Below are 24,566 nucleotides of genomic sequence, written 5' to 3' on the forward strand. Positions count from 1 at the left end.
TGCCCCCCGGGCGTGCCTGCGGGCGCGCCCGTTTCATTACTTCCGCCCACGAGTCTGGTCGAAACGACCGTTCTCCTGCGGGGCGGTTGAGCCTTCCCCTCCCATAAAGAAACGCAGCCGATCGGCCACTCCACGCGCCGCTAGCGCCGCACGCTCACTTCGAACAGCGCGGCGGCACGCTCGGGCGGTTGCAGCTGGCCATCCACCAGAAAGATGCGGCGGTCGGCGGCCTGGGCGAAGGTCGGGTCGTGCGTGACCGCGACCACGGCACGGTTCTGGTTGCGCGCCAGGTCGTGCAGGATGTCGCGCACGTTGGCGCTGGCGTGGGTGTCGAGCGAGCCGCTCGGTTCGTCCGCCAGGATCAGCTGCGGGTCGTTCGCCAGCGCACGCGCCACGGCCACGCGTTGGCGCTGCCCGCCGGACATCTGGCTCGGGCGCTTGTGCATCTGTTCGGCCAGATCGAAGGTGCGCAATAGCTCGCTCGCCTTGTCGCGCGCCTCGTCCTCTTGCAGGCGCGCCAGTTTGCGCATCGGCAGCATCACGTTGTCGAGCGCCGAGAATTCTTCCAGCAGGAAATGGAACTGGAACACGAAACCGATATGTTCCAGCCGGATATGGGCGAGGTGGTCTTCGCTCAGGCCGGTGGTCAGGGTATCGTCCAGCCACACCTGGCCAACGGTGGGCATGTCGAGCAGTCCCAAGAGATAGAGCAGCGACGACTTGCCCGAGCCGGACGGCCCCATGATGGCGACGAACTCGCCGCGTGCGATCTCCAGATCGATGTTCTCCACCAGCGTGGTGGGCACGTCGCCCGGCAGCACGCGCGTGAGCGATTCCGTGCGCAGCACCGTGCTCATGCCGCGCCCCGCAGGATGTCCACCGGGCGCACGCGGCCACCCTTGCGCGCCGGCAGGTAGGCCGCCACCAGCGCCGAGCCCATGGCGAACGCCGCGGCCAGCGCCATCTGGTCCCAGCCCCAGTAGATCGGCAGGAAGGCTTGCGTGGTGATGAACGGGCTTTTCACTTCCACCCGCGCGAGGCCGGCCATCAGCGCCAGTCCGAGGCCGGTGCCGAGCACACTGCCGACGAGGCCGAGCAGGGCGCCTTCGATCAGGAAAATCCGGCGGATGTCGCGCGCGTGAAAGCCGATCGACTTGAGGATGGCGATGTCGCGGGTTTTTTCCAGCACCACGGTGGATATCACGTTGTAGATGCCGAAGGCGGCCACGATCAGGGTGGCGGCCACCACGCTATACATGATGATGTTGCGGATCTTCACCAGGTTCATGATGTCTTCGCTGGCTTCCTGCCACGATTGCGTCTTGTAACCGAGCGCACGTTCGATCTGGCCCGCAACGACCGGCGCGCGCGCCGGATCGTCCAGCTTGAGGATGAAGCGGTTGGCGACGTTGGGGCGGCCCAGCAACGTTTGCGCGCGCTTGAGGATGATGAAGGTCTGTCCCTCGTCGTAGGCAGCGGTGCCGGTACGGAACAGGGCGACGATCTTCATCACGCGCACCAGGCCGGTGGGGGAGGTGACCGAAATCTTGTCGCCGAGCTTGGCGCGGAATTTGTCGGCGAGACCGGTGCCGATGATGATGCCGTCCGGGTCGGAGTGCAGCGAGGCGAGCGAGCCGGATATGAAATACTGGTCGATGGTGCTGACGTTCTTCATCAGGTCCGGCTCGATGCCGTTGATGGCGGCGCCCAAGTCCTTGCCGGCGAAGGTGAAGATCGCCTGCCCGAGTAGCACCGGCGCCACGCGCAGGCCCGGCAGGCGGCTGACGAAATCCAGCTTCTGCTTGTACTGGCGGATGCCGCGCACCTCGGTTTCCGGTTTGACGCCGCGGATTTCCACCGCGCCGTGCGCCGCCGCCAGCTCGGCCGCCTGCGGCTTGGCCTGGCGGAATTCGTCGTACACGGTGATGTGGGCCGAGTTGTCCACCAGGCGGCGCATGAAATCCTGCTCCGAGCCACGCATCAGGGCCGACACGGCGAGAAAGAACGCCACGCCGAGACCGATGCCGGCGAGCGAAACCAGCGTCTGGCGCCGGCGCGACAGCAGGTGGCTGAGCGCGATCGAGGCCGCCAGCTTCATCGCGAGGTTCCTGCCGGTGCCGCGGCGGGCGGGATGCGCACCTTCTGCCCGTCTTTCAGTTCGGCCGGCGGCTCGGAGATGAAGGTGTCGCCATCGGTCAGTCCGGCCCGCACCTCGCTGCGGTCCGCGCCCTTGGCGCCGAGCGTGAGGCGCTGCTTGTGGGCACGGCCGTCGCGCACCAGCCAGATCGTGCTGCCGTTGAGCGCCGTGCTCGGCACCAGCAGCGCGTGTTCACGCCGGGCCAGGATGATGTTGACCTCGGTGGTCATGCCGATCATCAACGGGGTGCCGGGAAGCAAGGCGATGCGCACGCGGTAGTTGCGCGCCAGCGGGTCCCCCTTGGCGGTGATCTCGGCCACCTTGCCTTCGAACACCCGTCCGGGGAAACCGTCGGCGGTGATCTGGGCCGGCTGGCCCACTTTGACGCCGGCGATGTCTTCTTCGTCGACCACGGTGGTGATGCGCGGCGGCGCGCCGGACTGGGCGAGGTAGAACACCGGCTGGTTAAGCGGGATGAAGTCGCCCACCTCGCCGTCGCGGCGGATGATGCGCCCGGCGCCGGGCGCGCGCAGCGTCATGAATTTGATCTGCTCTTCGATGCGGCGTGTGGTGGCGCGGGCGGAATCGAACGTGGAGCGGGCCTGATCGAGCTGATCGATGGTGGCGAAGCCGGAGCTGAACAGCGCCTGCACGCGTTGCCAGCGCTGCTCGGCGTAACGCAGCCGGGCCTGCTCGTCGCCCAGGCTGGCGCGCAGATCGCTGTCGTCGAGCCGGCCCAGGATTTGCCCCGGCGCCACCTGGGCGCCTTCATCCGCGCGCAGTTCGACCAGCCGCCCGCCGACCTGCGGAGCGATGGTGACTGTCACGCTGGCCTCGACGTTGCCAGTGGCGTACACCGCCTGGATGGCCGGCCCGCGTGTGGGGTGGCCCACCTTGACCATGGGGGGGGCAAGCCAGTACCAGAGCAGGACGGACAGCCCGGCGGCGAGCAGCAGGAAGAAGGCCCCTTTGCCTGCCCGATAGAGGGCGGTTTTTCGGTGGGAACGGCTATCGTTCGATGCCATATCGTGTCATTGGTCGCTTCATAAACAGGCGCTGCGGCCAGCGGAATACGATTCCACCTGCGTGAGGTGGCGCCGCGCGAGCCCTTCATCTGCCTTGCTATCGATGGTTCGGCCAACCCCGCCAAGCCGTCGAGCACGTTGCAAGGAACTATGTTGACGATAGATCGCGCAGCCGGCGAGTGCCATGCGTGGGGTCAAGATTTATACAGAATGGATGGGCGGGGCCGAAACAGACGGTGATCTACCCGTGCCGGCAAATCACATGCGGCAACACGGTGGCGAGCCATGTCTACCGGTGATGACGGTACGCCAGGCCCGGTGCAACGTGGGGGAGGGTTCAATCGAAGCGGTCGTCGCGCACCTGCACCATGCCCTGTTCGACGCGCACCGGGAAGGTGGTCACCGGTTCGTAGGCGGGTGGGCCGAGCGCCGCGCCGGTGCGCAGAGAGAACGGCGCGCCGTGGCGAGGGCAGACGATGCAGTCACCCAGCACCTCGCCACCGGACAGGGTTTCGGCTTCGTGGCTGCACAGGTCCTCGATGGCGTAATAACGGCCCTCGACGTTGAACACGGCAATCGGCACGCCGTCGGCGTCCACGGTACGGAAGGTCCCAGGCGGGAAGCCATCGGCCGGGGCCACGTCGAGCCAGTCGCTCATCACAGCAAGCCCAGTTCCAGGCGTGCCGCCTCGCTCATCATGTCCTGCGACCAGGGCGGTTCCCACACCAGTTCGACCTCGGCCTCGTGCACGCCGTCGACGCGTTCCACCGCCTCGGCCACCTGGGCGGGAAAGGTCTGCGCCACCGGGCAGCCCGGCGCGGTCAGCGTCAGGTCGATCCGGACCTTGCCCTCGGCGTCATCCACGTCGAGCGCGTAGACGAGGCCCAGGTCGTAGATGTTGACCGGAATTTCCGGGTCGTACACGGTGCGCAGCGCCTCGATCACGCGCTGCTGCAATTCGGAAACCGGGGGCGGGGTGGCGTCGTCGTTGCGGTGATGCCAGTGGAACAGGTCCATCGTCTTCACTCCGTCGATACCGGCTGGTCGCTCTGGTGCAGCGCCGCCAGCAGGGTATGCCAGGCCAGGGTGGCGCACTTCACCCGGGTCGGAAACTCGCGCACCCCGGCCAGCACGGCAAGCTTCCCGAGCGGCGCCTCGGCGGGAGTGGCGTCCTCGGCCGTCACCAGCGCGTGGAAAACGGCGAACAGCGCTTCGGCCTCGGCCTCGGTCCTGCCCTTGAGCGCATCGGTCATCAGCGAGGCCGAGGCGGTGGAAATGGCGCAGCCGGCGCCTTCGAAACAGGCATCCTCGATTACGCCGTCCACCACCTTGAGCGACAGCGAAAGATGGTCGCCGCACAGCGGGTTGAAACCCTCAGCGTGGCGGTTTGCCCCCGCCAGCGGACCGAAATTGTGCGGCCGTCGGTAGTGGTCGACGATGAGTTCCTGGTAGAGATCGCGCAAGTCGGACATCAGCCAAACACCTCCCGGGCCTTGCGGATGGCGTGCATCAGCACGTCCACCTCCTCGGCCGTGTTGTAGAGGGCGAACGAGGCGCGCACCGTGGCGGGCAGGCCGAAATGCGCCATCACCGGCATCGCGCAATGGTGTCCGGCGCGCACCGCCACTCCTTCCAGGTCCAGGATCGTGCCGACGTCGTGCGGATGCACGCCCTCCAGGGTGAACGCCAGGATGCTCGCTTTGTCGCGCGCCGTGCCGATCAGGCGCAGACCGGGTATCTGCATGGCCTGGGCGGTGGCGGCGGCGAGCAGGGCCTGCTCGTGGGCGGCAACGGCGGGCAAGCCCAGCGTGTTCAGGTAGTCGATGGCCGCCCCCAGGCCGATGGCGCCGGCGATATTCGGGGTGCCGGCCTCGAACTTGTAGGGCAGGTCGTTGTAGGTGGTGCCGGCGAAACTGACCTGGCGGATCATGTCGCCGCCGCCCTGGTAGGGCGGCATCGACTCCAGCAGCGCCGCCTTGCCGTAGAGCACGCCGATGCCGGTGGGGCCGTACAGCTTGTGGCCGGAAAAGGCGTAGAAATCGCAGTCGAGCGCCTGCACGTCGACCGGCTGGTGAGCAACGGCCTGGGCGCCGTCGACCAGCACCACCGCCCCGGCGGCGTGGGCCAGCTCGATCAGCTGGCGCACCGGGTTGACGGTGCCCAGCGCGTTGGACAGCTGCGTCACCGCCACGAGGCGGGTGGCCGGGCCCAGCAGACGGGCGAATTCGTCGAGCCGCAGCTCGCCCGCGCCGTCGATGGGGGCAACGCGCAGTGTGGCACCGCTGCGCTCGCACAGCAGCTGCCACGGCACGATGTTGGAGTGGTGCTCCATCTCGGTGATCAGGATCTCGTCGCCGGGCCGCAAACGTTGGCCGAAGCTCGCCGCCACCAGGTTGATCGCTTCGGTGGTGCCGCGCACGAACACGATTTCCTCGCGCCGGGCCGCGTTGATGAAGCGCCGCACCGTGTCGCGCGCCGCCTCGAAGGCTTCGGTGGCACGCTGGCTCAGGGTGTGCACGCCACGGTGCACGTTGGCGTTGATCTCGCCGTAGTAACGCGTTTCGGTCTCGATCACGCTCTGCGGCTTCTGGCTGGTGGCGGCGTTGTCGAGGTAGACCAGCGGCTTGCCGTGCACGGTGTGGCTCAGGATGGGGAAATCCTGCCGCCAGCGCGCCACGTCGAATCCGGGCAACGCATCACGGCGGACGGTCTCTTGCTTCACCACGGCATTCATACCAGCTCCTTCACCCGCTCGGGCAAGCGCCCCAGCAGCAGTTTTTCCAGCCGCGCCCGCAACGGCGCCATGTCGATCCGGCCAACCATCTCCGCCGCAAAGGCGAAGGTGAGCAGGGCGCGCGCGTCGGCCTCGTCCACCCCGCGCGAGCGCAGGTAGAACACCTGCTCCGGGTCGAGCTGGCCGACGGTGGCGCCGTGGCTGCACTTCACGTCGTCGGCGTAGATTTCCAGTTGCGGCTTGGTGTCGATTTCGGCGTTGTCCGACAGCAGCAGGTTGCGGTTGGCCTGATAAGCGTCGCTGTGCTGGGCGTCGGCCTGCACGACGACCCGGCCGTTGAACACCGCCCGCGACGCACCGGCCAGCACCCCCTTGTAGAACTCGCGGCTGGTGCCGTAGGGCCGGGCATGGTCGATGCGGGTGTGGTGGTCACTGTGCTGCCGGCCGTCGGTCATGTAGAGCCCGTCGAGCGTGCAGGCGGCGTGCTCGGCGTTGAGCCCGACGCGGATGTCGACGCGCGCCAGGCCGCCCCCCAGCGCGAACGAGCGCGAAATGAAATGGCTGCCTTGCTGCTGGTCGACATCCAGCGCAGCCACGTGGAAGGCCTTGAGGGACTCCTGCTGTAGCTTGAGGTGTTCGATCTCGGCATCTTGCCCGACCACGAGGTCGGTGGCGGTGTTGCTCAGGTAGGCGCCGTCGCCCAGCGCCACATGGTGCTCGATCAGGCAGGCGCGGCTGCCGGCCTCGGCACGCACCACGTTGCGCGTGTGCAGCGCCAGCCCCGCTTCGGTGGTGACGAACAACAGGTGGACCGGCGTCTCGAGCGCCACCCCGGCGGCCAGATCCAGATAGACACCGTCGCTGAAGAAGGCCTGGTTGAGCGCGGCGAAGCCCGACGGGTAGCCAGCGGGCAACACGCCCAGCACGCCCTCCAGCCGCTGCGGATCGCGCTCCAGCACCTCGGCGAGGCTCGCCAGCGTGACCCCGGCCGGCAACGGGCCGATGTTCGACCAGCGCGGCTGGTAACGGCCATTCACAAACACCAGGCGCTGCGTTCCCGCCAGCCCCCAGGCGTCGATCAGCCCGGGCGCGACGCCGTTCGCCGTCGGAGGGGGCGGCATGAAGCGGCTTTTCTCGATGGCGGCGACACTGGTGTACTTCCAGTCCTCCTGGCGCAACGTCGGGAAACCGGCCTCGGCGAAGAATGCCAGGCCCGCCTCGCGCCCGCGCCGCAGCCACGGCAGCTCGCTACCCGGCAAGGTCGTGGCGACGCGGGCGAAGGCGTCGCGATAGAAGTCGGCGGCAGGATTCATGCGCCGCCTCCCGCCTGTCCCGCCGCCGCCTCGACCCAGCCGTAGCCACGGTTTTCCAGCTCCAGCGCCAGCTCGCGCCCGCCGGACAAGGCGATGCGGCCCTGTGCCAGCACGTGCACCTGGTCCGGCACGATGTAGTTGAGCAGGCGCTGGTAGTGCGTCACCAGCACCATGGCGCGCTCCGGGCTGCGCATGGCGTTGACGCCGCCGGCGACGATCTTGAGCGCGTCGATGTCCAGGCCCGAGTCGGTTTCGTCGAGCAGCGCGAGGCGGGGCTCGAGCACCGCCATCTGCAAAATCTCGTTGCGCTTCTTCTCTCCGCCGGAAAAGCCTTCGTTCACCGAGCGGTACAGCAAGCCGGTGTCCATGCCCATCAGCCTGAGCTTGTCCTTCACCAGCGCGAGAAAGTCCACCGCGTCCAGCTCCGGCTCGCCACGGTGCAGGCGCAGCGCGTTCACTGCCGCCTTCAGGAGGTAGATGTTGGCGACGCCGGGAATCTCCACCGGATACTGGAACGCCAGGAAAATCCCCTCGCGGGCCCGCAGCTCGGGGGACAGCTCCAGCAGGTTGCGCCCCAGGTAGCGCACTTCGCCGGCCGTCACCGTATAGCCTTCTCGCCCGGCCAGCACGTGGGCCAGCGTGCTCTTGCCCGAGCCGTTGGGGCCCATGATGGCGTGCACCTCGCCGGCGCGCACCGTCAGATCGAGGCCGCGCAGGATGGGCTTGTCGTTGATCGAGACGTGCAGGTTGCGGATTTCGAGCATGGTCTGTTCCTTGTTAGCCGATGCTGCCCTCCAGGCTGACCCCCAGCAGCTTCTGGGCCTCCACCGCGAACTCCATCGGCAGTTCCTTGAACACTTCCTTGCAAAAGCCGCTGACGATCATCGACACCGCGTCTTCCGGCGCGATGCCGCGGCTCTGGCAGTAGAACAACTGGTCCTCGCCGATGCGCGAGGTCGAGGCCTCGTGCTCGACGCGGGCGGTCGGGTTCTTCACCTCGATGTAGGGGAAGGTGTGGGCGGCGCAGCGGTCGCCCAGCAGCAGCGAGTCGCATTGCGTGTAGTTGCGCGCGCCGACCGCGCTCTTCGCCACTTTCACCAGGCCGCGATAGGCGTTGCTGCCGTGCCCGGCCGAGATGCCCTTGGAGAGGATGGTGCTGCGGGTGTTCTTGCCCAGGTGGATCATCTTGGTGCCGGTATCGGCCTGCTGGTAGTGGTTGGTCAGCGCCACCGAGTAGAACTCGCCGACGGCGTTGTCGCCCTGCAGGATCACGCTGGGGTACTTCCAGGTGATGGCCGAACCGGTTTCCACCTGGGTCCAGGAAATCTTCGAATTGTCCCCACGGCAATCGCCGCGCTTGGTGACGAAGTTGTAGATGCCGCCGTGGCCCTCCTTGTCGCCGGGGTACCAGTTCTGCACCGTGGCGTACTTGATCTGGGCGTCTTCCAGCGCGATCAGCTCGACCACGGCGGCGTGCAGCTGGTTCTCGTCGCGCATCGGCGCGGTGCAGCCTTCCAGGTAGCTGACGTAGGCGCCCTTGTCGGCGATGATCAGCGTGCGTTCGAACTGGCCGGTGTTGCGGGCGTTGATGCGGAAGTAGGTCGACAACTCCATCGGGCAGCGCACGCCGGGCGGGATGTAGCAGAACGAGCCGTCGCTGAACACCGCCGAGTTGAGCGAGGCGAAGAAATTGTCGGTGTAGGGCACCACCGAGCCCAGGTACTGCCGCACCAGCTCCGGGTGCTCGCGCACCGCCTCGGAGAACGAGCAGAAAATGATGCCGAGCCCGGCCAGCTTGTCCTTGAAGGTGGTCGCCACCGACACGCTGTCGAACACCGCGTCCACTGCCACGCCAGCGAGCAGGGCACGCTCCTCGAGCGGCACGCCCAGTTTCTCGTAGGTACGGCGCAGTTCCGGGTCGATCTCGTCCAGGCTCTTCGGCCCGTCCTGGCGCGACTTCGGCGCGGAGTAATAGGCGATGTCCTGGTAATCGATGGGCGGGTGATGCACGGTGGACCAGTGCGGCTCGGCCATGGTGAGCCAGTGCCGGTACGCGCGCAGGCGCCATTCCAGCAGGAAGTCCGGCTCGCCCTTCTTGGCCGAAATCAGCCGGATCACTTCTTCCGACAAGCCGCGCGGCACGGTGTCGGACTCGACGCTGGTGAAAAAGCCGTGCTGGTATTCCTGGCTGATCAGCTCGTCGAGCTTGACTGTCGAACTGGCCATCTGCCTCTCCTGTCGGTTTCGCTCAGCCATGACCGTCAGAACGGTGCCGCCGGTCATGCTGCGCCCGCCGCCGCTCCGGCATTCCCGCCGGCACCGGTTGCGTCATGTCCTCCAGCGTCAGGCCATCGAGGGTCTGGCGCAGCGCCCGATCGATGCGCTGCCAATGGCGACGCAAGGCGCACGCGTTCTCCTGCGGGCACAGACCGGTCGCCACGCTGCATTCCGTGACGCCGAACGGGCCCTCCAGCGCGTCGATGACCTGGGCGATGGAAATCTCCCGCGGTGGCCGCGCCAGCAGGTAGCCGCCGTGAGCGCCCCGCAACGAGTGCAGCAAGGCCTTGCGCGCCAGGGTCTTGAGGATTTTGCTCGCGGTGGGCAGGGCGACCCCCACCGCGCCGGCGAGCTCGGCGGCGCTGTAGACATGGCCCGGTTCACGCGCCATGTGGGCCATGATCACGGTGCCGTAATCGGTCAGCCTGCTCAGCCGCAACATCTCCAAGCCCCTGTTCTTTATATAGAATCAATTTAGTCCTATATGTTCCGCAGGGCCAGGTCGACGAGCCTCTGGCAGAGAAAAAAGAGGCGTCGGACACCCGGCCCGGCTCACCCCGCCAGGGAAGGAGGCAACGGCATGAAATTCATCTTCGAAGTTCGCATGCGGCCCGGTTACACGGTGGAGGAATACGCCGAGGCCTGGATTCGCGCCAGCGAGATCATCCAGCGCACGCCCGGTGCCCGTGGCACCTACCTGCATCGCAAGATTGGCGCCCCCGACACCCTGCTCGCCATCGCCACCTGGGAGTCGAAGGCGCACCGAGACGCCAAGGACGACCGGCGCGACGAAACGGTCCGTGCCATTCTCGAAAAGCATGCGGCCAATTGCGACATCACCGTGATCGGCGAATTCGACGAACCCGAATGGTCCGTGCTGCCGCAAGGCGCAGGGCGATGAGCGGTACGCCGCACCAGGGGGAGGGAAGGGACGGAGCCGCGCCGTGCCGCTCACCCTGCGGCCGCGCCTTGTCTTGGCATGGCCCGCCGTCATGCCCACAACAAGGCGGCGAGGGGCCTTATCGGCCGCCAAGCGGGGCGCGATTGGCCACGTATTCGGGCGAGCGGGATAGCTGCCCCAGTTGCTCGGACAGGAAGTCGATCAGCGTGCGCACCTTTTGCGGCAGGAAGCGGCGCGCCGGGTAGAGCGCATACAGCGCCGTGCTCGGTTTCTCCCAGTCCGGCAGCAATTCCACCAGCCGCCCGGTGGCCAGGTCTTCGCTGACCAGCACGCTGGGCTGCAGCGCGATGCCGAGCCCGGCGCGGGCCGCGTCGATCAGCACCGCGCCGTCGTTGGTGCTGAGCGAGCCGGACACGCGCACGGTCACGGGCGACTGGGGCGGGCCGAAGCTCCAGGTGTTCGACTCCAGCGGGCGGCTGTAGCGCAGGCAGTTGTGATGGACGAGGTCGGCCGGTGTCTGCGGCGTGCCGTGCTTCTCCAGATAGCTCGGCGCCGCCAGCAGCGTGCTGTAGATCGGGCCCAGCAGCAGCCGGGCGATGAGGTTTTCCTCGCTGGCGTGCAACGAGGTGCGCAGCGCGAGGTCGTAGCCTTCTTCGACCAAGTCGATGTGGCGGTTGGTGAGCATCAAATCGACGCTGATTTCCGGATAGCGGCGGTGAAACTCGGTCAGCAGCGTGCCCAGCCGACGTTGGCCGAAGGCGACGCTGGCGGTGATGCGCAGCGTGCCCGCCGGGGTCTGACTCTGGCGGCTGGCCACCGCCGCGGCTTCATCCACCTGCGCCAGGATGGACGCCACGCGCTGGATGTAATCGGCACCGACTTCGGTCAGGGACAGGCGCCGGGTCGAGCGATGCAGCAAGCGCACGCCCAGCTGCTGTTCGAGTGCCGCCACGTATTTGGTGACCATGGCGCGGGACAGGTCCATGCGCTCGGCGGCGCCGGCAAAACTGCCGGCTTCGGTCACGGTCTGGAAGACGCGCATGGCAGTCAAGGTGTCCATAATTTCTTTTTAGTTAATTACCCATTTCATTTTCGCCGGTTTATTCCCAACGAAGCAACTGTTGAAATACCTCCATGACGCCCCGCACGACAACGCGGCGCCGCTTTTCCGGTAACCGAGGTCGTTTCGGCCCCGCGGACACCGCCCAACATGGAGATTTGCAGCATGAAAAAAATCAGCTTCGCCGCCGCCTTGCCCTGTACCACCTTGATCGCCCTCGCATTTGCCGGTTCGGCTTACGCCGGCAACGACAACTATTACGTCGACAACCTGGGTGGCGCCACCGTCAAGACCGCCGCCACGGCACCGCAAGCGTCCTTCGGCACCCGCACCGCGGTGATCGATGCCGACACCCATCTGCGCCTGACGGTGGCACAAGACGGCAGCGTGCAGCCTGGCTCGGTCGGCGTGCCGCGCGACGACAGCATGGCCTTTCACGTCGCCAACACCAGCGCCCAACCGGTGAACGTGGTGATCGAAGGCGAAGGAGCGGCCCCGGTCACCATCGGTCAGGTCGGCGCGCACAAGGAAGCCAACTTCGCCTGGCGCTTCGACAACTTCAAAGCCGTGCCGCGCGCACTCAAGGTCGGCCAGTCCGCCGTAAAACTGTACGTGCTCAACCCGCGCAGCACCAACTGATCGCCACGCCACCCTGTCCGCCCGAGCCCCGGAACCCCGGGGCTTTTTAGACTTCCGGCCCGGCCGCTTTGCTATAACCAAAGCCAAGACCCAGGCATGGCCGGGAGCCCCCGCAGGTTTAAAACCCCATGCGTGCTGAGGGGTATGCGTCATTTTTTCCTCCCACAACCCATCGCCTGCGTCGGATGGGGCGGCTAACAACGACACCACATGATGACTCTCCCCAGCTGGCGCGATTGGCTGTTTTCGGCCAAGACCTTTCTCGCCGCGATACTGGCCCTGTACATCGGCATGGCCCTTGGGCTGCCACGCCCTTACTGGGCGATGTCCACGGTGTACATCGTGTCGCATCCGCTGATTGGCGCCACCCGCTCGAAAGGGCTTTACCGGGTCATCGGCACCCTGATCGGCGGTGCCGCTGCCATTCTCTTCGTGCCCCGCTTCGTCAACGAGCCGATCATGCTGAGCCTGGTCATTTCGCTCTGGACCGGCACGCTGCTGTGCCTGTCGCTGCGCGACCGCACACCGCGCAACTACCTCTTCATGCTCTCGGCGTACACCTTGCCGATGATCGCGCTGCCCGCCGTGTCCCAGCCCGAGGCGGTGTTCGACATTGCCCTGGCCCGCAGCGAGGAAATCGTGCTCGGCATCGTGTGTGCCAGCGTGGTTGCCTCCATCGTCTTTCCCAGCAAGGTGGCGCCGGTGCTCGAAGCCCGCATCGGCGCCTGGTTCAAGGACGCCGGCGCCTGGGCGGCGGAAGCCCTGTCGCCGGCCTTCGCCAGCAGCCACCCGGCGACCCGCCACCGCCTGGCCGCCGACATCCTGTCCCTGGACCAGTACATCACCCACCTGGCCTACGATGCCGCCAACGCGGACATGGTGCACACCACGCGCGAACTGCAAAGCCGCATGAGCATGCTGCTGCCCATCCTGTCCTCGCTCACGGCGACGCTCGACGCCGCGCGCAAGCTGGAGCAGGGCGTTCCCGCCCCGTTGACCGGCCTGATGGAAGCCATCGCCCGCTGGATACTCTCGTCGCCTGGGGCCAGGGGCCGCGACGAGGCGGCACGTTTTCAGCGCCAGCTTGCCGATGCGCGCCGTAGCGGCCCGGACGCGGAATGGAACGATCTCTTGATCGCGCACGCCGTCACGCGCCTGCAATCGCTGATCCGGCTGTGGCAGGACTGCCTCGACCTGCGCGACATGATCGCCCGGGGCGAGGCCGATACCGCGTGGAAACCGGCGTACCGGCGCTGGGAACTCGGCGGCAAGGCGCGCCATTACGACCATGGCATGATCCTGTTCGCGGCGGCATCGGCCTCGCTGGCAATCTTCCTCTCCTGCCTGCTGTGGATCGGCATGGGCTGGAACGACGGCGCCAGCGCGGTGATCCTGGGCGCCGTCTCGAGCTGCTTCTTCGCCGCACAGGACGAGCCGGCACCGCTGATCCGCACCTTCTTCACCTGGGCCGCGGTCAGCATCCCGCTCACCGCCGTGCTGCTGTTCCTGATCATCCCGGCCGCGCACGAGTTCGAAACCCTGGCGCTGATGCTGGCCATCCCGTTCCTCGCCATCGGCACCCTGGCATCGCACCCGCGCTTCACCATGGCCGCCATGCTGCTGACGGTCAACACCGCTTCGTTCCTCGGCCTGCAAGGTGCCTACGACGCGGACTTCACCGCCTTCTTCAACAGCAGCGTGGCCGGGGTGTGCGGGGTGCTGTTCGCCTTGTGCTGGACCCTGCTGACGCGGCCGTTTGGAGCCGAGCTGGCGATGCGCCGCCTGCTGCGCGCCAGCTGGAAAGACCTGGCCGAGACCGCTGCAGGCAGCCACCGCGGCGATTACGCCAACCTCACGTCGCACATGCTGGACCGCCTGGGCCTGCTGGTGCCGCGCCTGGCCGCCAGCGACGATGACCACGGCGATGCCGGCTTCGGCGAGTTGCGGGTAGGGTTCAGCACCCTGGACCTGCAGCGGGATGAACACCGCCTGCCAGAGACAGCGCACGTGGCGATCGACCGCGTGCTCCAGTCCGTCGCCGGGCACTACCGGGAATGCGTCGGCCACCATGGCCAGCGTCAGCCTCCCGCTTCGCTGCGCGAGGAAATCGACCGGGCCTTGAGCCTCACCAAGGCGGAGCTGGGCAGGGCGGCGCGGGAAGCCCAGAACGCCCTGGTGGAATTGCGCATCACGCTGTTTCCCGATGCCGCCCGCTTTGTCGCGCTGACCGGAGTCCCCGCCACGGGCCCCTCCGCAGGAGAAACCCCATGATTGGCGAAATCGATCTCTACGGCGTGTTCATCCCCAGCCTGCTGGTGCTGATGCTCGGCGCCCTGGCCGTCACCGGCTGCCTGCGCTTTGTCCTGATGCGGCTGGGCGTCTACAAGCTCGTCTGGCACCGCTCACTGTTCAATTTTGCCCTTTACGTGATCGTGCTCGGCGGCACGGTTGCCTTGACTCGCGGATTGCATCCATGAAAAAAAACATTCGAAACGCAGGGTCGGTGATCCTGACCCTGACTGTCGTCGTCATCGCCGCCGTGGTCGGCTGGCACCTGTGGGATTACTACAGCAATGCGCCGTGGACCCGGGATGGCCATATCCGTGCCGACGTGGTCCAGATCGCCCCGGACGTCTCCGGGCTGATCACCACCGTATCGGTGCGCGACAACCAGCTGGTGAAGCGCGGCCAGGTGCTGTTCGTGATCGACCGCGCCCGCTACGAGCTGGCGCTGAAGCAGGCCATGGCCGCGGTGGCGGCGCAGCGTGCCACGCTGGCGCAGGCCCGTCGCGAGACCGTCCGCAGCCGCGCCCTGGCCGATCTGGTGGCCAAGGAAAACCTGGAGGAAAGCGAGGCCAAGGTGCAGCAGGGCGAAGCCACCCTGGCCGCCGCCGAAGCCGCGCTCGACGTCGCTCGCATCAACCTGGAACGCACCGAGGTGAAAAGCCCGGTGGACGGCTACCTTAACGATCGCACGCCACGCCTGGGCGATTACGTCACCACCGGACGCCCGGTGCTCTCCATCGTCGATGCCCGTTCCTTTCACGTCGACGGCTACTTCGAGGAAACCAAGCTCAACAACGTGCACATCGGCCAGCCGGTCGACATTCAGATCATGGGCGATGCGCACACCCTGCGCGGCCACGTGCAAAGCATCGCCGCCGGCATCGAGGACCGCGACCGCAGCAATGGCGCCACCTTGCTGCCCAACGTGAACCCCACCTTCAACTGGGTGCGCCTGGCGCAGCGGGTGCCGGTGCGCATCGCGCTGGACGAGGTGCCCGGCGACTTCCGCCTGATCGCCGGGCGCACCGCCACGGTGTCGGTGCAGACGGTCACGGCGCTGGCCACACCCGCCGCGAAACAGGGGGAGGCCCACTCGTGAAACGCCTCTCCGTTCTCGTGTCGCTCGCCCTGCTGGGCGGGCTGACGGCCTGCACCACGGTCGGCCCGGATTATCGCGTGCCGGATAACGCCATGGTGCGCGCGCCCTCGGCCAACGGCGCCTTCATCGGCGGCAACGGCGCCGGGGTGTCGCTCGACCCGGTCCCCGCCGGCTGGTGGCGGCTCTACCGCGACCCGGCGCTGGACCAGCTGGTGAGCGAGGCGCTCGAAGCCAATACCAGCATCCGCATCGCTTCGGCCAACCTGCGCCGGGCGATGGCGGTGGTGACCGAGGTCGACGCCGAGCGCGGCCCGCACGCCGGCGTGACGCTGGCCGCCAAGCGCGCACGGGAGGCTGGCGAAGCCTTCCTGGTCGAGGAAAAGCTGCCGGTGTTGAACGAGGGCGACGCAGGCATTCAGATCGCCTACCAGATCGACCTGTTCGGCAAGCTGGCGCGCGCCGAAGAGTCCGCCCACGCCAGCGCCGAGGCCAGCGAAGCGGCGCTCGACCTGGTGCGCGTCTCGGTGGCGGCGGAAACCGTGCGTTCCTATGTGCAGATGTGCTCGGCGGGGCACGAACTGGCGGTCGCGCAGCATGTGCTGGATCTGCAGAACCGCAGCGTCGACGTCGCCCGCCGCCTCGCCGACGCCGGGCGTGGCCGCATCACCGACGTGCTGCGCGCTCGCTCCCAGGCCGATACGCTGCGCGCCACGCTGCCGCGCTTTCAGGCCGAAAAAGACGCCGCTCGCTACCGGCTGGCGGTGATGGTCGGCAAAACCCCGCAACAGCTGCAGGACGCCCGGATCGACTGCCAGACCGAGCCGCGCATCGAGCAACGCATCCCGGTCGGCGACGGCGCCGCGCTGCTCAAGCGCCGCCCCGACGTGCGCGAGGCCGAGCGCCAGCTCGCCGCCTCCACCGCCCGCATCGGGGTGGCCACCGCCGCGCTCTACCCCAGCATCATCATCGGCGCCTCGGCAGGGTATAGCGGCATCCTCGAACACCTCGGGGAAGGGCGCACCGAACGCTTCGGCCTCGGCCCGCTGATCAGCTGGACGATACCCGACAGCGGCGCCCGCGCCCGGGTCAAGATCGCCAAGACCGACGCCGAAGCCGCGCTGGCGCGCTTCGATGGCGTCGTGCTCAACGCCCTGCGCGAGACCGAAACCGCGCTGAGCTTCTACTCGCGCAACCTGCAGCGCCAGGCCGACCTGCAGACGGCACGCGACGAAGCCCGCGAAGCCGCCGAGCAGAACCGCCGCCTCTACCAGGCCGGGCGCGTGCCCTACCTGTCGAGCCTCGACGCCGAGCGCACCCTCGCCAACACCGAAGCCTCACTGGCCAGCGCGGAGAGCCAGCTTGCCGTCGACCAGGTCAACCTGTTCCTGGCACTGGGCGGCGGCTGGGAGAGCGAGGCGACGAAGTAAAGGCAAGGCTCCCCGGAAGGCCGGCGCGCCAGGGCAGGGGGCAGGCTTCGGCCAACCCTGCGCCACGCCGGACCACGCCTGCTAATGTGTGGATTTTTGGTCGATAATGTGACAAGTTACTGACTTCCAGCTTGGGCCGAGCGCTGTCTGACAGCGGCGGCGCCAAGTCTTTGCCGGGAGGTCTATGAGCCACTTCTTTCCTTTGACACCAGCCACTCCGGATCCCTTGCAGGCCGCCCACCTGCTCAGGGAGAAGCTGCGTGTGGAGGGACAACTTCCCCAGGGCCTGTTGCGCCAGGAAATCGAAGCCTCCTGGCGCCGCAGCTTCAGCCACGGACTGGATTGCATCGACAGCAAACTGGTCAGCCTGCAGGTCGTCAACGATCTGGACATGCTGCTGGCGGCCAACCGCATGCTGCTCGACGCCGCCACCCCGGAAATGGAATTTCTGGCCGAACGTTACGGTAACGAAGGCTTGGTGATTCTGGGCGATGCCAACGCCAACATGCTCGCGGTGGAAGGGCGCACCGATTACCTCCGTACCCTCGGCATTCAGGACATCACCCCCGGGGCATGTTGGAGCGAATCGCTGCGCGGCACCAATGCCCTCGGTACGGCGCTGATCGAGAGCCGGCCGATCCTCATCAATAGCGGCGAGCATTACCTCGAATGCCTGAGCCGTTTCTCCTGTTCCTCGGTGCCGATCAAGAACCCGCACGGCGACGCCATCGGCGTGCTCGACCTGACGCGCGAGGGCACCCTGGCCCAGCCGCTGGACAGCCTCGGCATGCTGATGATCGCCGCCAGCCAGATCGAAAGCCGCCTGTTCGGCGCCTTCTTCCCGGAGCATCTGGTGCTGGTATTCCATCCGCGCCAGCAATATCTCGGTTCGGCCTGGCACGGCGTGCTGGCGGTGAGCGTGGAAGGCGACATCCTGGCCGCCAACCAGCAAGCCTGCGACCTGCTGCGGCTGCCGCGCGACAAGATGGTCGGCCAGCGTTGCGAAGAGGCGCTGGGCGTGCGCGGCAACACGCTGATCTCGCGCATCGTGCATGACGGCACCGCCAAAGTCCCGCTGGCACATGGCGAGTTCTACTTCAAGGCCTTGCAACTGCCGCGCACGCCGACCATCGTGTCGACGCCGACCACGACAGCCAAACCACAGCCCAGACCCTGCACCCTGGACGAGTTGGCGGATGGCCAGAGCCGTTTCGGGCGAGCCCTGAGAATGGCGCGTCAAGGTTTGAACAACGATCTCCCCGTGCTGTTGCTCGGCGAGACCGGCACCGGCAAGGAGGTCGTCGCCCGCGCCCTGCACGAAGCCAGCGCTCGCGCCGGCAAACCGTTCATCGCGGTGAATTGCGCCTCCATTCCCGAAGGACTGATCGAATCGGAGCTGTTCGGCTACCGCGACGGCGCCTTTACCGGCGCACGCAAGGGCGGCGTGGTCGGGCGCCTGATGCAGGCCAACGGCGGCACGCTGTTCCTCGACGAAATCGGCGACATGCCGCTCCACCTGCAGGCGCGCCTGTTGCGCGTGCTGCAAGAGCGCAAGGTGGCGCCGCTGGGGGCCGGCGAAGAGCAGAACATCGACGTCGCGGTAATCTGTGCCACCCACCGCGACCTCAAGGCCATGGTGCGCGACAAGATGTTTCGCGAAGACCTCTACTACCGCATCAACGGGGTGAGCGTCGGCTTGCCGTCGCTGCGCGAGCGCGAGGATCTCGGCCAACTGATCGACACCCTGCTCGGCAAGCTGGGGGCAGGGCACGTCACGGTCAGCCACGAACTGGCCGAGCTTTTTGGCCATTACCCCTGGCCGGGCAATATCCGCCAGCTGGAAATGGTGCTGCGCGCGGCACTGGCGATGCGCGAAGACGACGAAACCGAGTTGACCCCCGAACACCTGAGCGACCATTTCCTCGAGGAGTTGCACGCCAGCACGCGGCCTTCCGGCGGGCTGATCCGCGACCAGGAACTGGAGCTGATCCGCAGCACCCTCGACAGCCATCAGGGCAACGTTTCGGCTGCGGCCCACGCGCTGGGCATCAGCCGTGCCACCCTCTACCGCAAGCTGAAGCAGCTGCAGTGGTAACGTCCTCCGTGTTCCCTGCCACGCAGAGCACATCTTGACCCGGCAGCCGCCGCGCGGAACCCCTATGTTCAGGTTTTTCCTCAAGCTCGCCAAAACAAACAACCCGGCCCTGTTCGAACAGTCGATGGACTGGCTGTACGGCTTTGTGCGTCCGCATCGTCTAGCCATCGGCGGACTGCTCGGGCTGTCGCTGGGGGCCTCGTTACTGGTGCTCGCCCAGCCCTGGCTCACCAAGATGCTGATCGACAGGGGACTGCTCGGTAAAGACTACCCGCTGCTGCTCACCATCGCGCTCGCCATGATCGTGGTGGGCATTGCCAGCACCCTGCTCAGCGGCGTCAACCGCTACCTGCACACCCGTCTGTCCGGGCGCATCCTGTTTTCCCTGCGCGGCGCCCTGTACGGTCATCTGCAGCAACTCTCCCCAGCCTTCTACGGTCGGCGGCGCATCGGCGACCTGCTTTCCAGACTCGATGGCGACGTGGCCGAAATTCAGCGCTTTGCGTTGGACTCGCTGTTTTCCGCCGTCTCCAGCGTGATCGGCCTGATCGGTGCCATCGCCTTGCTGCTGGCGCTGTCGTGGAAACTGTCGCTGCTGGTGGTGGTGCTGATCCCGCTCGAAGTGCTGTGGCTGCGCTGGATGCGCCAAAAAGTGGAGCGCGATGCGCGCCAGCTGCGCGAAAGCTCGGCCGACATGTCGTCCTTTCTGGTCGAAACGCTACCCGCGATGAAGTTCATTCAGTCCGCCGGACAGCAAACCGCCGAACTGCATCGCCTCGACCACCTCGGCGAGGGCTATATGCAGCGCCTGCTCAAACTACAGGTGACCGAATTCTTCACCCAGGCCGTCCCCGGCACGCTGACCTCGCTGTCGCGTGCCTGCGCCTTCCTCATCGGCGGCTACTGGGTCGTCAACGGCAGCTGGCAACTGGGCTCGCTGATCGCCTTTTCCACCTATCTCGGCATGGCGGTCGGGCCGGTGCAAAGCCTGCTGGGGCTCTACGTCGCCCTGCAACGCATGACCGTAAGCCTGGGCCGGGTCATGGAACTGCAGAACGAGCCGGTCAGCATCCATCAGCCAGAACATCCGCGAGAGCCGTCGAGCAGCGGCGGCGAACTGGTACTGGATAACGTCTGGTTCGCCCATGGCGAGCGCCAGCAGGGAGTGCTGCGTGGCGTATCGGCGCAGATACCGGCAGGACGCAAGGTGGCCATCAGCGGCGCATCCGGGGTCGGAAAATCGACCCTGATCGACCTGCTCCAACGCTTCTACGACCCCCAGCAAGGGAGCATCCGCTTCGAAGGGGTCGATCTGCGCGAACTGGACCTGTTTACCCTGCGTCGGCGCATCGCCGTCGTGAGCCAGGACATCGTGCTGTTTCGCGGCAGCCTGGCCGACAACATCCGCTACAGCGCACCGCACGCCAGCCGCGAACAGATCGAAACCGTGGCACGGCAGGCTCGTCTCGACGGCCTGATCCAGTCCATGCCGAACGGTCTCGACAGCCACGTCGGCGAACGCGGGCAGCAGCTCTCCGGCGGCCAGAAGCAGCGCATCGCCATTGCCCGCGCCTTGCTGCAGGACCCGTTGATCCTGGTGCTCGACGAAGCCACCTCGGCGGTGGACGAGGCCACCGAGCGCGAAGTCATCGCCGAGATCGACGAGCTGTTCAGCCAGCGCACCCGCATCCTGATCAGCCACCGCGCGTCGACGCTGGCGCAAGCCGACCTGCGCTTCGAGCTGATCGACGGGCAATTGTTGCTACGCCAGGAAGCGTGCGTGAGCGATGGCCACTGAACTGCACATCGGCATCGTCGACAGCGGCTGCCGCCACGAACAGGCGAGCCGGGTGCGGGCGGCGCGCGGTTTTTGGCTCGAGCAAGAAAACCTGCGGCACGGGGAAGCCCAGCCCGACCGGCTGGGGCACGGCGGCGCCGTGCTCGACATGGCGGCACGGCAGGCCCCGGCGGCGCAGTTCTGCGTGGCCCAGGTCTTCCACGCGCGCTGGACCACCACCCCGCTGCAGATCGCGGCCGCCCTGCATTGGCTGATCGAGCAAGAGGTCAAGGTGATCAACCTCAGCCTGGGCATCCGACAGGACCGCCCCCTGCTGCGTGCCGCCTGCGAGCAGGCACTCGCGGCCGGCATCGTGCTGTGTGCCTCAAGCCCGGCCCAGGGCGAACCGGTCTACCCGGCGAGCTACCCGGGCGTGTTGCGCATCACCGGCGATGCCCGCTGCCGTGCCGGGCAATGGTCCTGGCTCGCCAGTCCCCAGGCCGACTTCGGCACCGTGGTGGCGAACGGCGAGGGGGAGATGGCCGGGGCCAGCATCGCCACGGCGGCGATGAGCGGGCTGATCGCGGCCTATTTCTTGCTTCATCCCGATGCCACGCGCCCACAACTGCTTGACCATTTGCAGCGCGAGGCCAGCTTCATCGGCATTGAACAACGCAGGCATCCATCATGACTTCAGCACATATTCTGGTACTTGGCGCCGGTCCAGCCGGTGCCGCTGTCGCCCTCGGGCTCAACCGGCTCGGTTATCGCGTCAGCGTGGTCAGCGACTGGCGCCGCTTCGATGCGGTGGAGGGGATATCGCAACGTGTGCTGGACGGCCTGCACCATGCCGGCCTGCGACGGGCGGCCGACAGCGCGGCGGCACCGTCGGCGCGCGAGGTGTACTGGAACGGCACCCGGCAAACCCTCAACACCGAATTCCTGCTCGACCGCCGCGCGTTCGACCATGCCCTGAGGCTAGACCTGCAGGCAGCGGGCATCGCGGTGATCGAGGCCAAAGTGCGTACGCTGGTTTCCGACGCACAAGGCCATCATGTTCAATTGGACGGCCCCGACGGGGCCAGCGTAATCGCCGCCGATTTTCTGGTGGAAGCGCGTGGCCGGCTGGCACCGCTGTCCGGCAAAGGGCTGCGCGGCCCCGAAACCCTGGGTTTGCTCAACACTTGGCAAGGCGCCCCCGGGCCGCATGGCTCAGCGGTGGAAAGCATGGAGGATGGCTGGGTCTGGATGGCGAGGCTGGCGGACGGTCGCTGCTACTGGCAGCTGACGCTCGACGTGGCCAGCACTGCGCTACCGGAGAAAGACCAGCTGGCCGGATTCTGCGCCGCCCGGCGTACCTCAGCGCTGGTCATGGACTTTTTCGGGGCGCATGCACAGCAGGAGGCCGCCGTACATGCCCGTACCAGCACGGCGACCCTGTGTCTGGAAACCTCCGGGGGCAACTGGCTGCGGGTCGGCGATGCCGCCATGGCGGTAGACCCACTCTCCGGCAACGGCATCTTCCAGTCGCTGTCTTCCGCCTTGCAAGCGCCGGCGGTGATTCATACCCTGCTGACCCGGCCGGATCGCACCCAACTGGCACAACGCTTCCATCAACGCCGCATCGAGCATCTATTCCACCGCTTCGCCAGGATCGGCCGCGACTTCTACGCCATGGAACAGCGCTGGGCCGAGCGGCCGTTCTGGCAGGCACGCTGTGCCTGGCCCGACCAGCAGCCAATCCATGTGGCGTCAGGCTTCGAGCAATTGCGGGTAGAAAAGGCGCCGGTGATCAACGGTGACGTGATCGATGAAGCCGACGTGGTGGTCAGCCCCGACCAGCCGCTCGGCATCTGGCATCTGCAAGGGGTGGAGTTGGCGCCGATCGTGCAGGCGCTGCAGCAGGGCCCCGGCACCGACGTATTAAATACCCTGGCGCCGGAGCAGCGCCACATGCTGCGCGGCTGGCTGCTGGCGCAGGGCTACAGGCCAGCCTGAAAAAAACTGGCGCCCTCGGGCGCCAGTATCGACTCACTTAGATATTCATCACCACCGACTTCACCTCGGTGTAGTGCTCGATGGCGGCGGCCCCCATCTCACGCCCAACTCCGGACAGCTTGTAACCGCCAAACGGCATGGCCGGGTCGAGCGCGCTGTGGCAGTTCACCCAGACCGAACCCGATTTGATGCGCGGAATCATGCGGTGCGCCGCCGACAGGTTGTTGGTCCAGATGCTGGCCCCCAGGCCATAGCGGCTGTCGTTGGCGAGGCGGACGACCTCGTCGATATCATCGAACGGCATCGCCACCAGCACCGGGCCGAAGATTTCCTCCTGCACCAGCGGGCCTTTCTGCGCCACGTCCACCAGCACCGTCGGTTTGACGAAATAACCCGGACCGAACTGCTCGCCCCCGCAGGCGATATGGGCACCCAGCTCGCGGCCGCGCTCGATGTAGCCGAACACGCGCTGCTGCTGCTTGGCCGAGATCAACGGTCCCATCTGTACGCTCGGGTCCAGTCCATTGCCGAGCTTCATGCCGTTGGCGATGGAGGCAATTTCCCCGACCACATTGTCGAAATGCTTGCGGTGCACGTAGAGGCGCGAACCAGCGCAGCACACCTGGCCGTGGTTGAAGAAGATCGCCGTGGCCGCGCCGGCTGCCGCTACATGCGGATCGGCGTCGTCCAGCACGATGGTCGGCGACTTGCCGCCCAGTTCCAGCGTGACGCGCGTCATCGACTCCATAGCCGCCTTGCCGATCAGCTTGCCGACCTCGGTCGAGCCGGTGAAGGTGAGCTTGTCCACCTCCGGGTGGTGCGACAGCGCCGCACCGGCGGTCACACCGGTACCGGTGACGACATTGAACACACCCGCCGGGTAGCCCGCTTCCAGTACCAGCTCACCCAGCTTGAGTGCGGACAGCGGCGTTTCGTCAGCCGGCTTGAGCACCACGCTGCAGCCGGTGGCCAGTGCGGGACCCAGCTTCCAGCAGGCCAGCAGCAAGGGGAAGTTCCACGCCACGATGGCGCCGACCACGCCGACCGCCTCGCGCCGTATAAAGCTGTGGAAATGGCTGTCCGGCATCAGCGGAATCGAGACGTCGACCGTCGAGCCTTCGATCTTGGTCGCCCAGCCTGCCATATAGCGCAGAAAATCGATGCTCAGCTGGACGTCCATGATGCGGGCCACTTGCGCGCTCTTGCCATTATTCACGCATTCCAGCTCCGCCAGCATGTCGGCATCGCGTTCGAGCAAGTCGGCAAGGCGCCACAGCAGGTTCTGGCGCTCGCGCGGACGCATCCGGCTCCAGGCCGAATCGTCGAAGGCACGGCGCGCGGCGCTGACGGCCAGATCGACGTCAGGCTCGGCCGCCATGGGCACATCACACAGCACCTCTCCGTTGGCCGGGTTTCGTACCGGCATGGTGGCGCCGCTGGCGGCATCCAGCCAGCGATCGCCAATCAGCATCTTGGGCTTGCGCGCAAGAAACGAAACGGTTTGCGGCAGTAACGATAGTGAAGCTTGCATTGTTGGCATCCTCAATTGTGGCGTGACGGGTGAGGGCCTCAAAGCAGTTTCCATACCAGAGCGATTTAAATAAGCTGAGCCGCAGTTTTTATTGGAGTTGAGCCTGTCAATCAAGTGCAATGAATAGCAAGAGTGTCTCGATTTGAGAAAGGTCGAGACATAAAATGAAAACGTTCCAGAAGCGGGAAACAAATGTTGCGCAGCAACAAATCTCAATTTGAAACAGTGTCGATCGCAAAACAAGACACTACGCCCGCCTTATCGAAT

The 24,566-nt window shown here is 66.5% G+C and carries 23 protein-coding genes; 10 read left to right on the forward strand and 13 right to left on the reverse strand.

What is annotated here, in order from left to right; all coding sequences use genetic code 11:
- Positions 1–140: 140 nt before the first annotated feature.
- The 11 genes from NH8B_RS10470 to NH8B_RS10520 form a co-directional block, all read right to left on the reverse strand.
- Positions 141–857 carry an ABC transporter ATP-binding protein gene (locus NH8B_RS10470; protein WP_014087261.1) on the reverse strand — a complete coding sequence of 239 codons (717 nt, stop codon included), beginning with the start codon at positions 855–857 and terminating at the stop codon, positions 141–143.
- On the reverse strand, positions 854–2,098 hold the full coding sequence (locus NH8B_RS10475) for an ABC transporter permease (protein WP_014087262.1): 1,245 nt from the start codon (positions 2,096–2,098) through the stop codon (positions 854–856). The genes NH8B_RS10470 and NH8B_RS10475 overlap by 4 nt, the downstream gene beginning before the upstream one ends.
- Positions 2,095–3,162: an efflux RND transporter periplasmic adaptor subunit gene (locus NH8B_RS10480; protein ID WP_014087263.1), complete on the reverse strand. Its 1,068-nt coding sequence runs from the start codon at positions 3,160–3,162 to the stop codon at positions 2,095–2,097. The genes NH8B_RS10475 and NH8B_RS10480 overlap by 4 nt, the downstream gene beginning before the upstream one ends.
- A 337-nt stretch (positions 3,163–3,499) precedes the next feature.
- Entirely contained in the window at positions 3,500–3,820 is a 321-nt protein-coding gene (locus NH8B_RS10485; protein WP_014087264.1) for a non-heme iron oxygenase ferredoxin subunit, read from the reverse strand.
- Positions 3,820–4,179 carry an SUF system Fe-S cluster assembly protein gene (locus NH8B_RS10490; RefSeq protein WP_041702924.1) on the reverse strand — a complete coding sequence of 120 codons (360 nt, stop codon included), beginning with the start codon at positions 4,177–4,179 and terminating at the stop codon, positions 3,820–3,822. Before NH8B_RS10490 ends, NH8B_RS10485 begins: the two co-directional genes overlap by 1 nt.
- 5 nt (positions 4,180–4,184) lie before the next feature.
- Positions 4,185–4,634: a Fe-S cluster assembly sulfur transfer protein SufU gene (sufU, locus tag NH8B_RS10495; protein ID WP_014087266.1), complete on the reverse strand. Its 450-nt coding sequence runs from the start codon at positions 4,632–4,634 to the stop codon at positions 4,185–4,187.
- Positions 4,634–5,896, reverse strand: coding sequence for a cysteine desulfurase (locus tag NH8B_RS10500; protein ID WP_014087267.1), 1,263 nt, complete (start codon positions 5,894–5,896; stop codon positions 4,634–4,636). Before NH8B_RS10500 ends, sufU begins: the two co-directional genes overlap by 1 nt.
- Complete coding sequence (sufD, locus tag NH8B_RS10505) at positions 5,893–7,209, reverse strand: Fe-S cluster assembly protein SufD (RefSeq protein ID WP_014087268.1); 1,317 nt, start codon at positions 7,207–7,209, stop codon at positions 5,893–5,895. Before sufD ends, NH8B_RS10500 begins: the two co-directional genes overlap by 4 nt.
- A complete protein-coding gene (gene sufC, locus NH8B_RS10510) occupies positions 7,206–7,973 on the reverse strand; it encodes a Fe-S cluster assembly ATPase SufC (RefSeq protein WP_008952589.1) in 768 nt (255 codons plus the stop codon). Before sufC ends, sufD begins: the two co-directional genes overlap by 4 nt.
- A gap of 13 nt (positions 7,974–7,986) precedes the next feature.
- Positions 7,987–9,435, reverse strand: a complete 1,449-nt coding sequence (gene sufB / locus NH8B_RS10515; RefSeq protein ID WP_014087269.1) for a Fe-S cluster assembly protein SufB — start codon at positions 9,433–9,435, stop codon at positions 7,987–7,989.
- A 22-nt stretch (positions 9,436–9,457) separates the two neighbouring features.
- Positions 9,458–9,928 carry an SUF system Fe-S cluster assembly regulator gene (locus NH8B_RS10520; RefSeq protein WP_041702926.1) on the reverse strand — a complete coding sequence of 157 codons (471 nt, stop codon included), beginning with the start codon at positions 9,926–9,928 and terminating at the stop codon, positions 9,458–9,460.
- A gap of 138 nt (positions 9,929–10,066) precedes the next feature.
- Between NH8B_RS10520 and NH8B_RS10525 the strand changes: the two genes are divergently transcribed.
- Positions 10,067–10,387 carry an antibiotic biosynthesis monooxygenase family protein gene (locus NH8B_RS10525; protein WP_014087271.1) on the forward strand — a complete coding sequence of 107 codons (321 nt, stop codon included), beginning with the start codon at positions 10,067–10,069 and terminating at the stop codon, positions 10,385–10,387.
- Between the two features lie 118 nt (positions 10,388–10,505).
- Here the strand turns inward: NH8B_RS10525 and NH8B_RS10530 are convergent, their stop codons facing one another.
- Positions 10,506–11,447 carry a LysR family transcriptional regulator gene (locus tag NH8B_RS10530; RefSeq protein ID WP_014087272.1) on the reverse strand — a complete coding sequence of 314 codons (942 nt, stop codon included), beginning with the start codon at positions 11,445–11,447 and terminating at the stop codon, positions 10,506–10,508.
- Positions 11,448–11,612: 165 nt separating this feature from the next.
- On the opposite strand from NH8B_RS10530, the gene NH8B_RS10535 reads away from it, so the two are divergent.
- From NH8B_RS10535 to NH8B_RS10575, 9 genes are all read left to right on the forward strand, one after another.
- Complete coding sequence (locus NH8B_RS10535; protein WP_014087273.1) at positions 11,613–12,086, forward strand: VCBS domain-containing protein; 474 nt, start codon at positions 11,613–11,615, stop codon at positions 12,084–12,086.
- 210 nt (positions 12,087–12,296) lie between these two features.
- Complete coding sequence (locus NH8B_RS10540) at positions 12,297–14,357, forward strand: FUSC family protein (RefSeq protein ID WP_014087274.1); 2,061 nt, start codon at positions 12,297–12,299, stop codon at positions 14,355–14,357.
- Complete coding sequence (locus NH8B_RS10545; protein WP_008952596.1) at positions 14,354–14,563, forward strand: DUF1656 domain-containing protein; 210 nt, start codon at positions 14,354–14,356, stop codon at positions 14,561–14,563. Before NH8B_RS10540 ends, NH8B_RS10545 begins: the two co-directional genes overlap by 4 nt.
- The gene (locus tag NH8B_RS10550) at positions 14,560–15,471 is read left to right on the forward strand and encodes an efflux RND transporter periplasmic adaptor subunit (RefSeq protein WP_041702927.1); all 912 of its coding nucleotides are present in this window, start codon (positions 14,560–14,562) and stop codon (positions 15,469–15,471) included. The genes NH8B_RS10545 and NH8B_RS10550 overlap by 4 nt, the downstream gene beginning before the upstream one ends.
- Positions 15,468–16,898, forward strand: a complete 1,431-nt coding sequence (locus NH8B_RS10555; RefSeq protein WP_014087276.1) for an efflux transporter outer membrane subunit — start codon at positions 15,468–15,470, stop codon at positions 16,896–16,898. Before NH8B_RS10550 ends, NH8B_RS10555 begins: the two co-directional genes overlap by 4 nt.
- Positions 16,899–17,082: 184 nt before the next feature.
- The gene (locus NH8B_RS10560) at positions 17,083–18,993 is read left to right on the forward strand and encodes a sigma-54-dependent Fis family transcriptional regulator (protein ID WP_014087277.1); all 1,911 of its coding nucleotides are present in this window, start codon (positions 17,083–17,085) and stop codon (positions 18,991–18,993) included.
- Between the two features lie 64 nt (positions 18,994–19,057).
- The gene (locus tag NH8B_RS10565) at positions 19,058–20,791 is read left to right on the forward strand and encodes an ABC transporter ATP-binding protein (protein ID WP_014087278.1); all 1,734 of its coding nucleotides are present in this window, start codon (positions 19,058–19,060) and stop codon (positions 20,789–20,791) included.
- On the forward strand, positions 20,781–21,461 hold the full coding sequence (locus NH8B_RS10570; protein WP_014087279.1) for a subtilisin-like serine protease QhpE: 681 nt from the start codon (positions 20,781–20,783) through the stop codon (positions 21,459–21,461). Before NH8B_RS10565 ends, NH8B_RS10570 begins: the two co-directional genes overlap by 11 nt.
- A complete protein-coding gene (locus tag NH8B_RS10575; protein WP_014087280.1) occupies positions 21,458–22,768 on the forward strand; it encodes a flavin-dependent monooxygenase QhpG in 1,311 nt (436 codons plus the stop codon). Before NH8B_RS10570 ends, NH8B_RS10575 begins: the two co-directional genes overlap by 4 nt.
- A gap of 37 nt (positions 22,769–22,805) precedes the next feature.
- On the opposite strand, the gene NH8B_RS10580 is transcribed toward NH8B_RS10575, so the two are convergent.
- Positions 22,806–24,299, reverse strand: coding sequence for an aldehyde dehydrogenase family protein (locus NH8B_RS10580; protein WP_014087281.1), 1,494 nt, complete (start codon positions 24,297–24,299; stop codon positions 22,806–22,808).
- Between the last annotated feature and the right edge of the window lie 267 nt (positions 24,300–24,566).

This window comes from Pseudogulbenkiania sp. NH8B (assembly GCF_000283535.1).
GTDB classification, from domain to species: domain Bacteria; phylum Pseudomonadota; class Gammaproteobacteria; order Burkholderiales; family Chromobacteriaceae; genus Pseudogulbenkiania; species Pseudogulbenkiania ferrooxidans.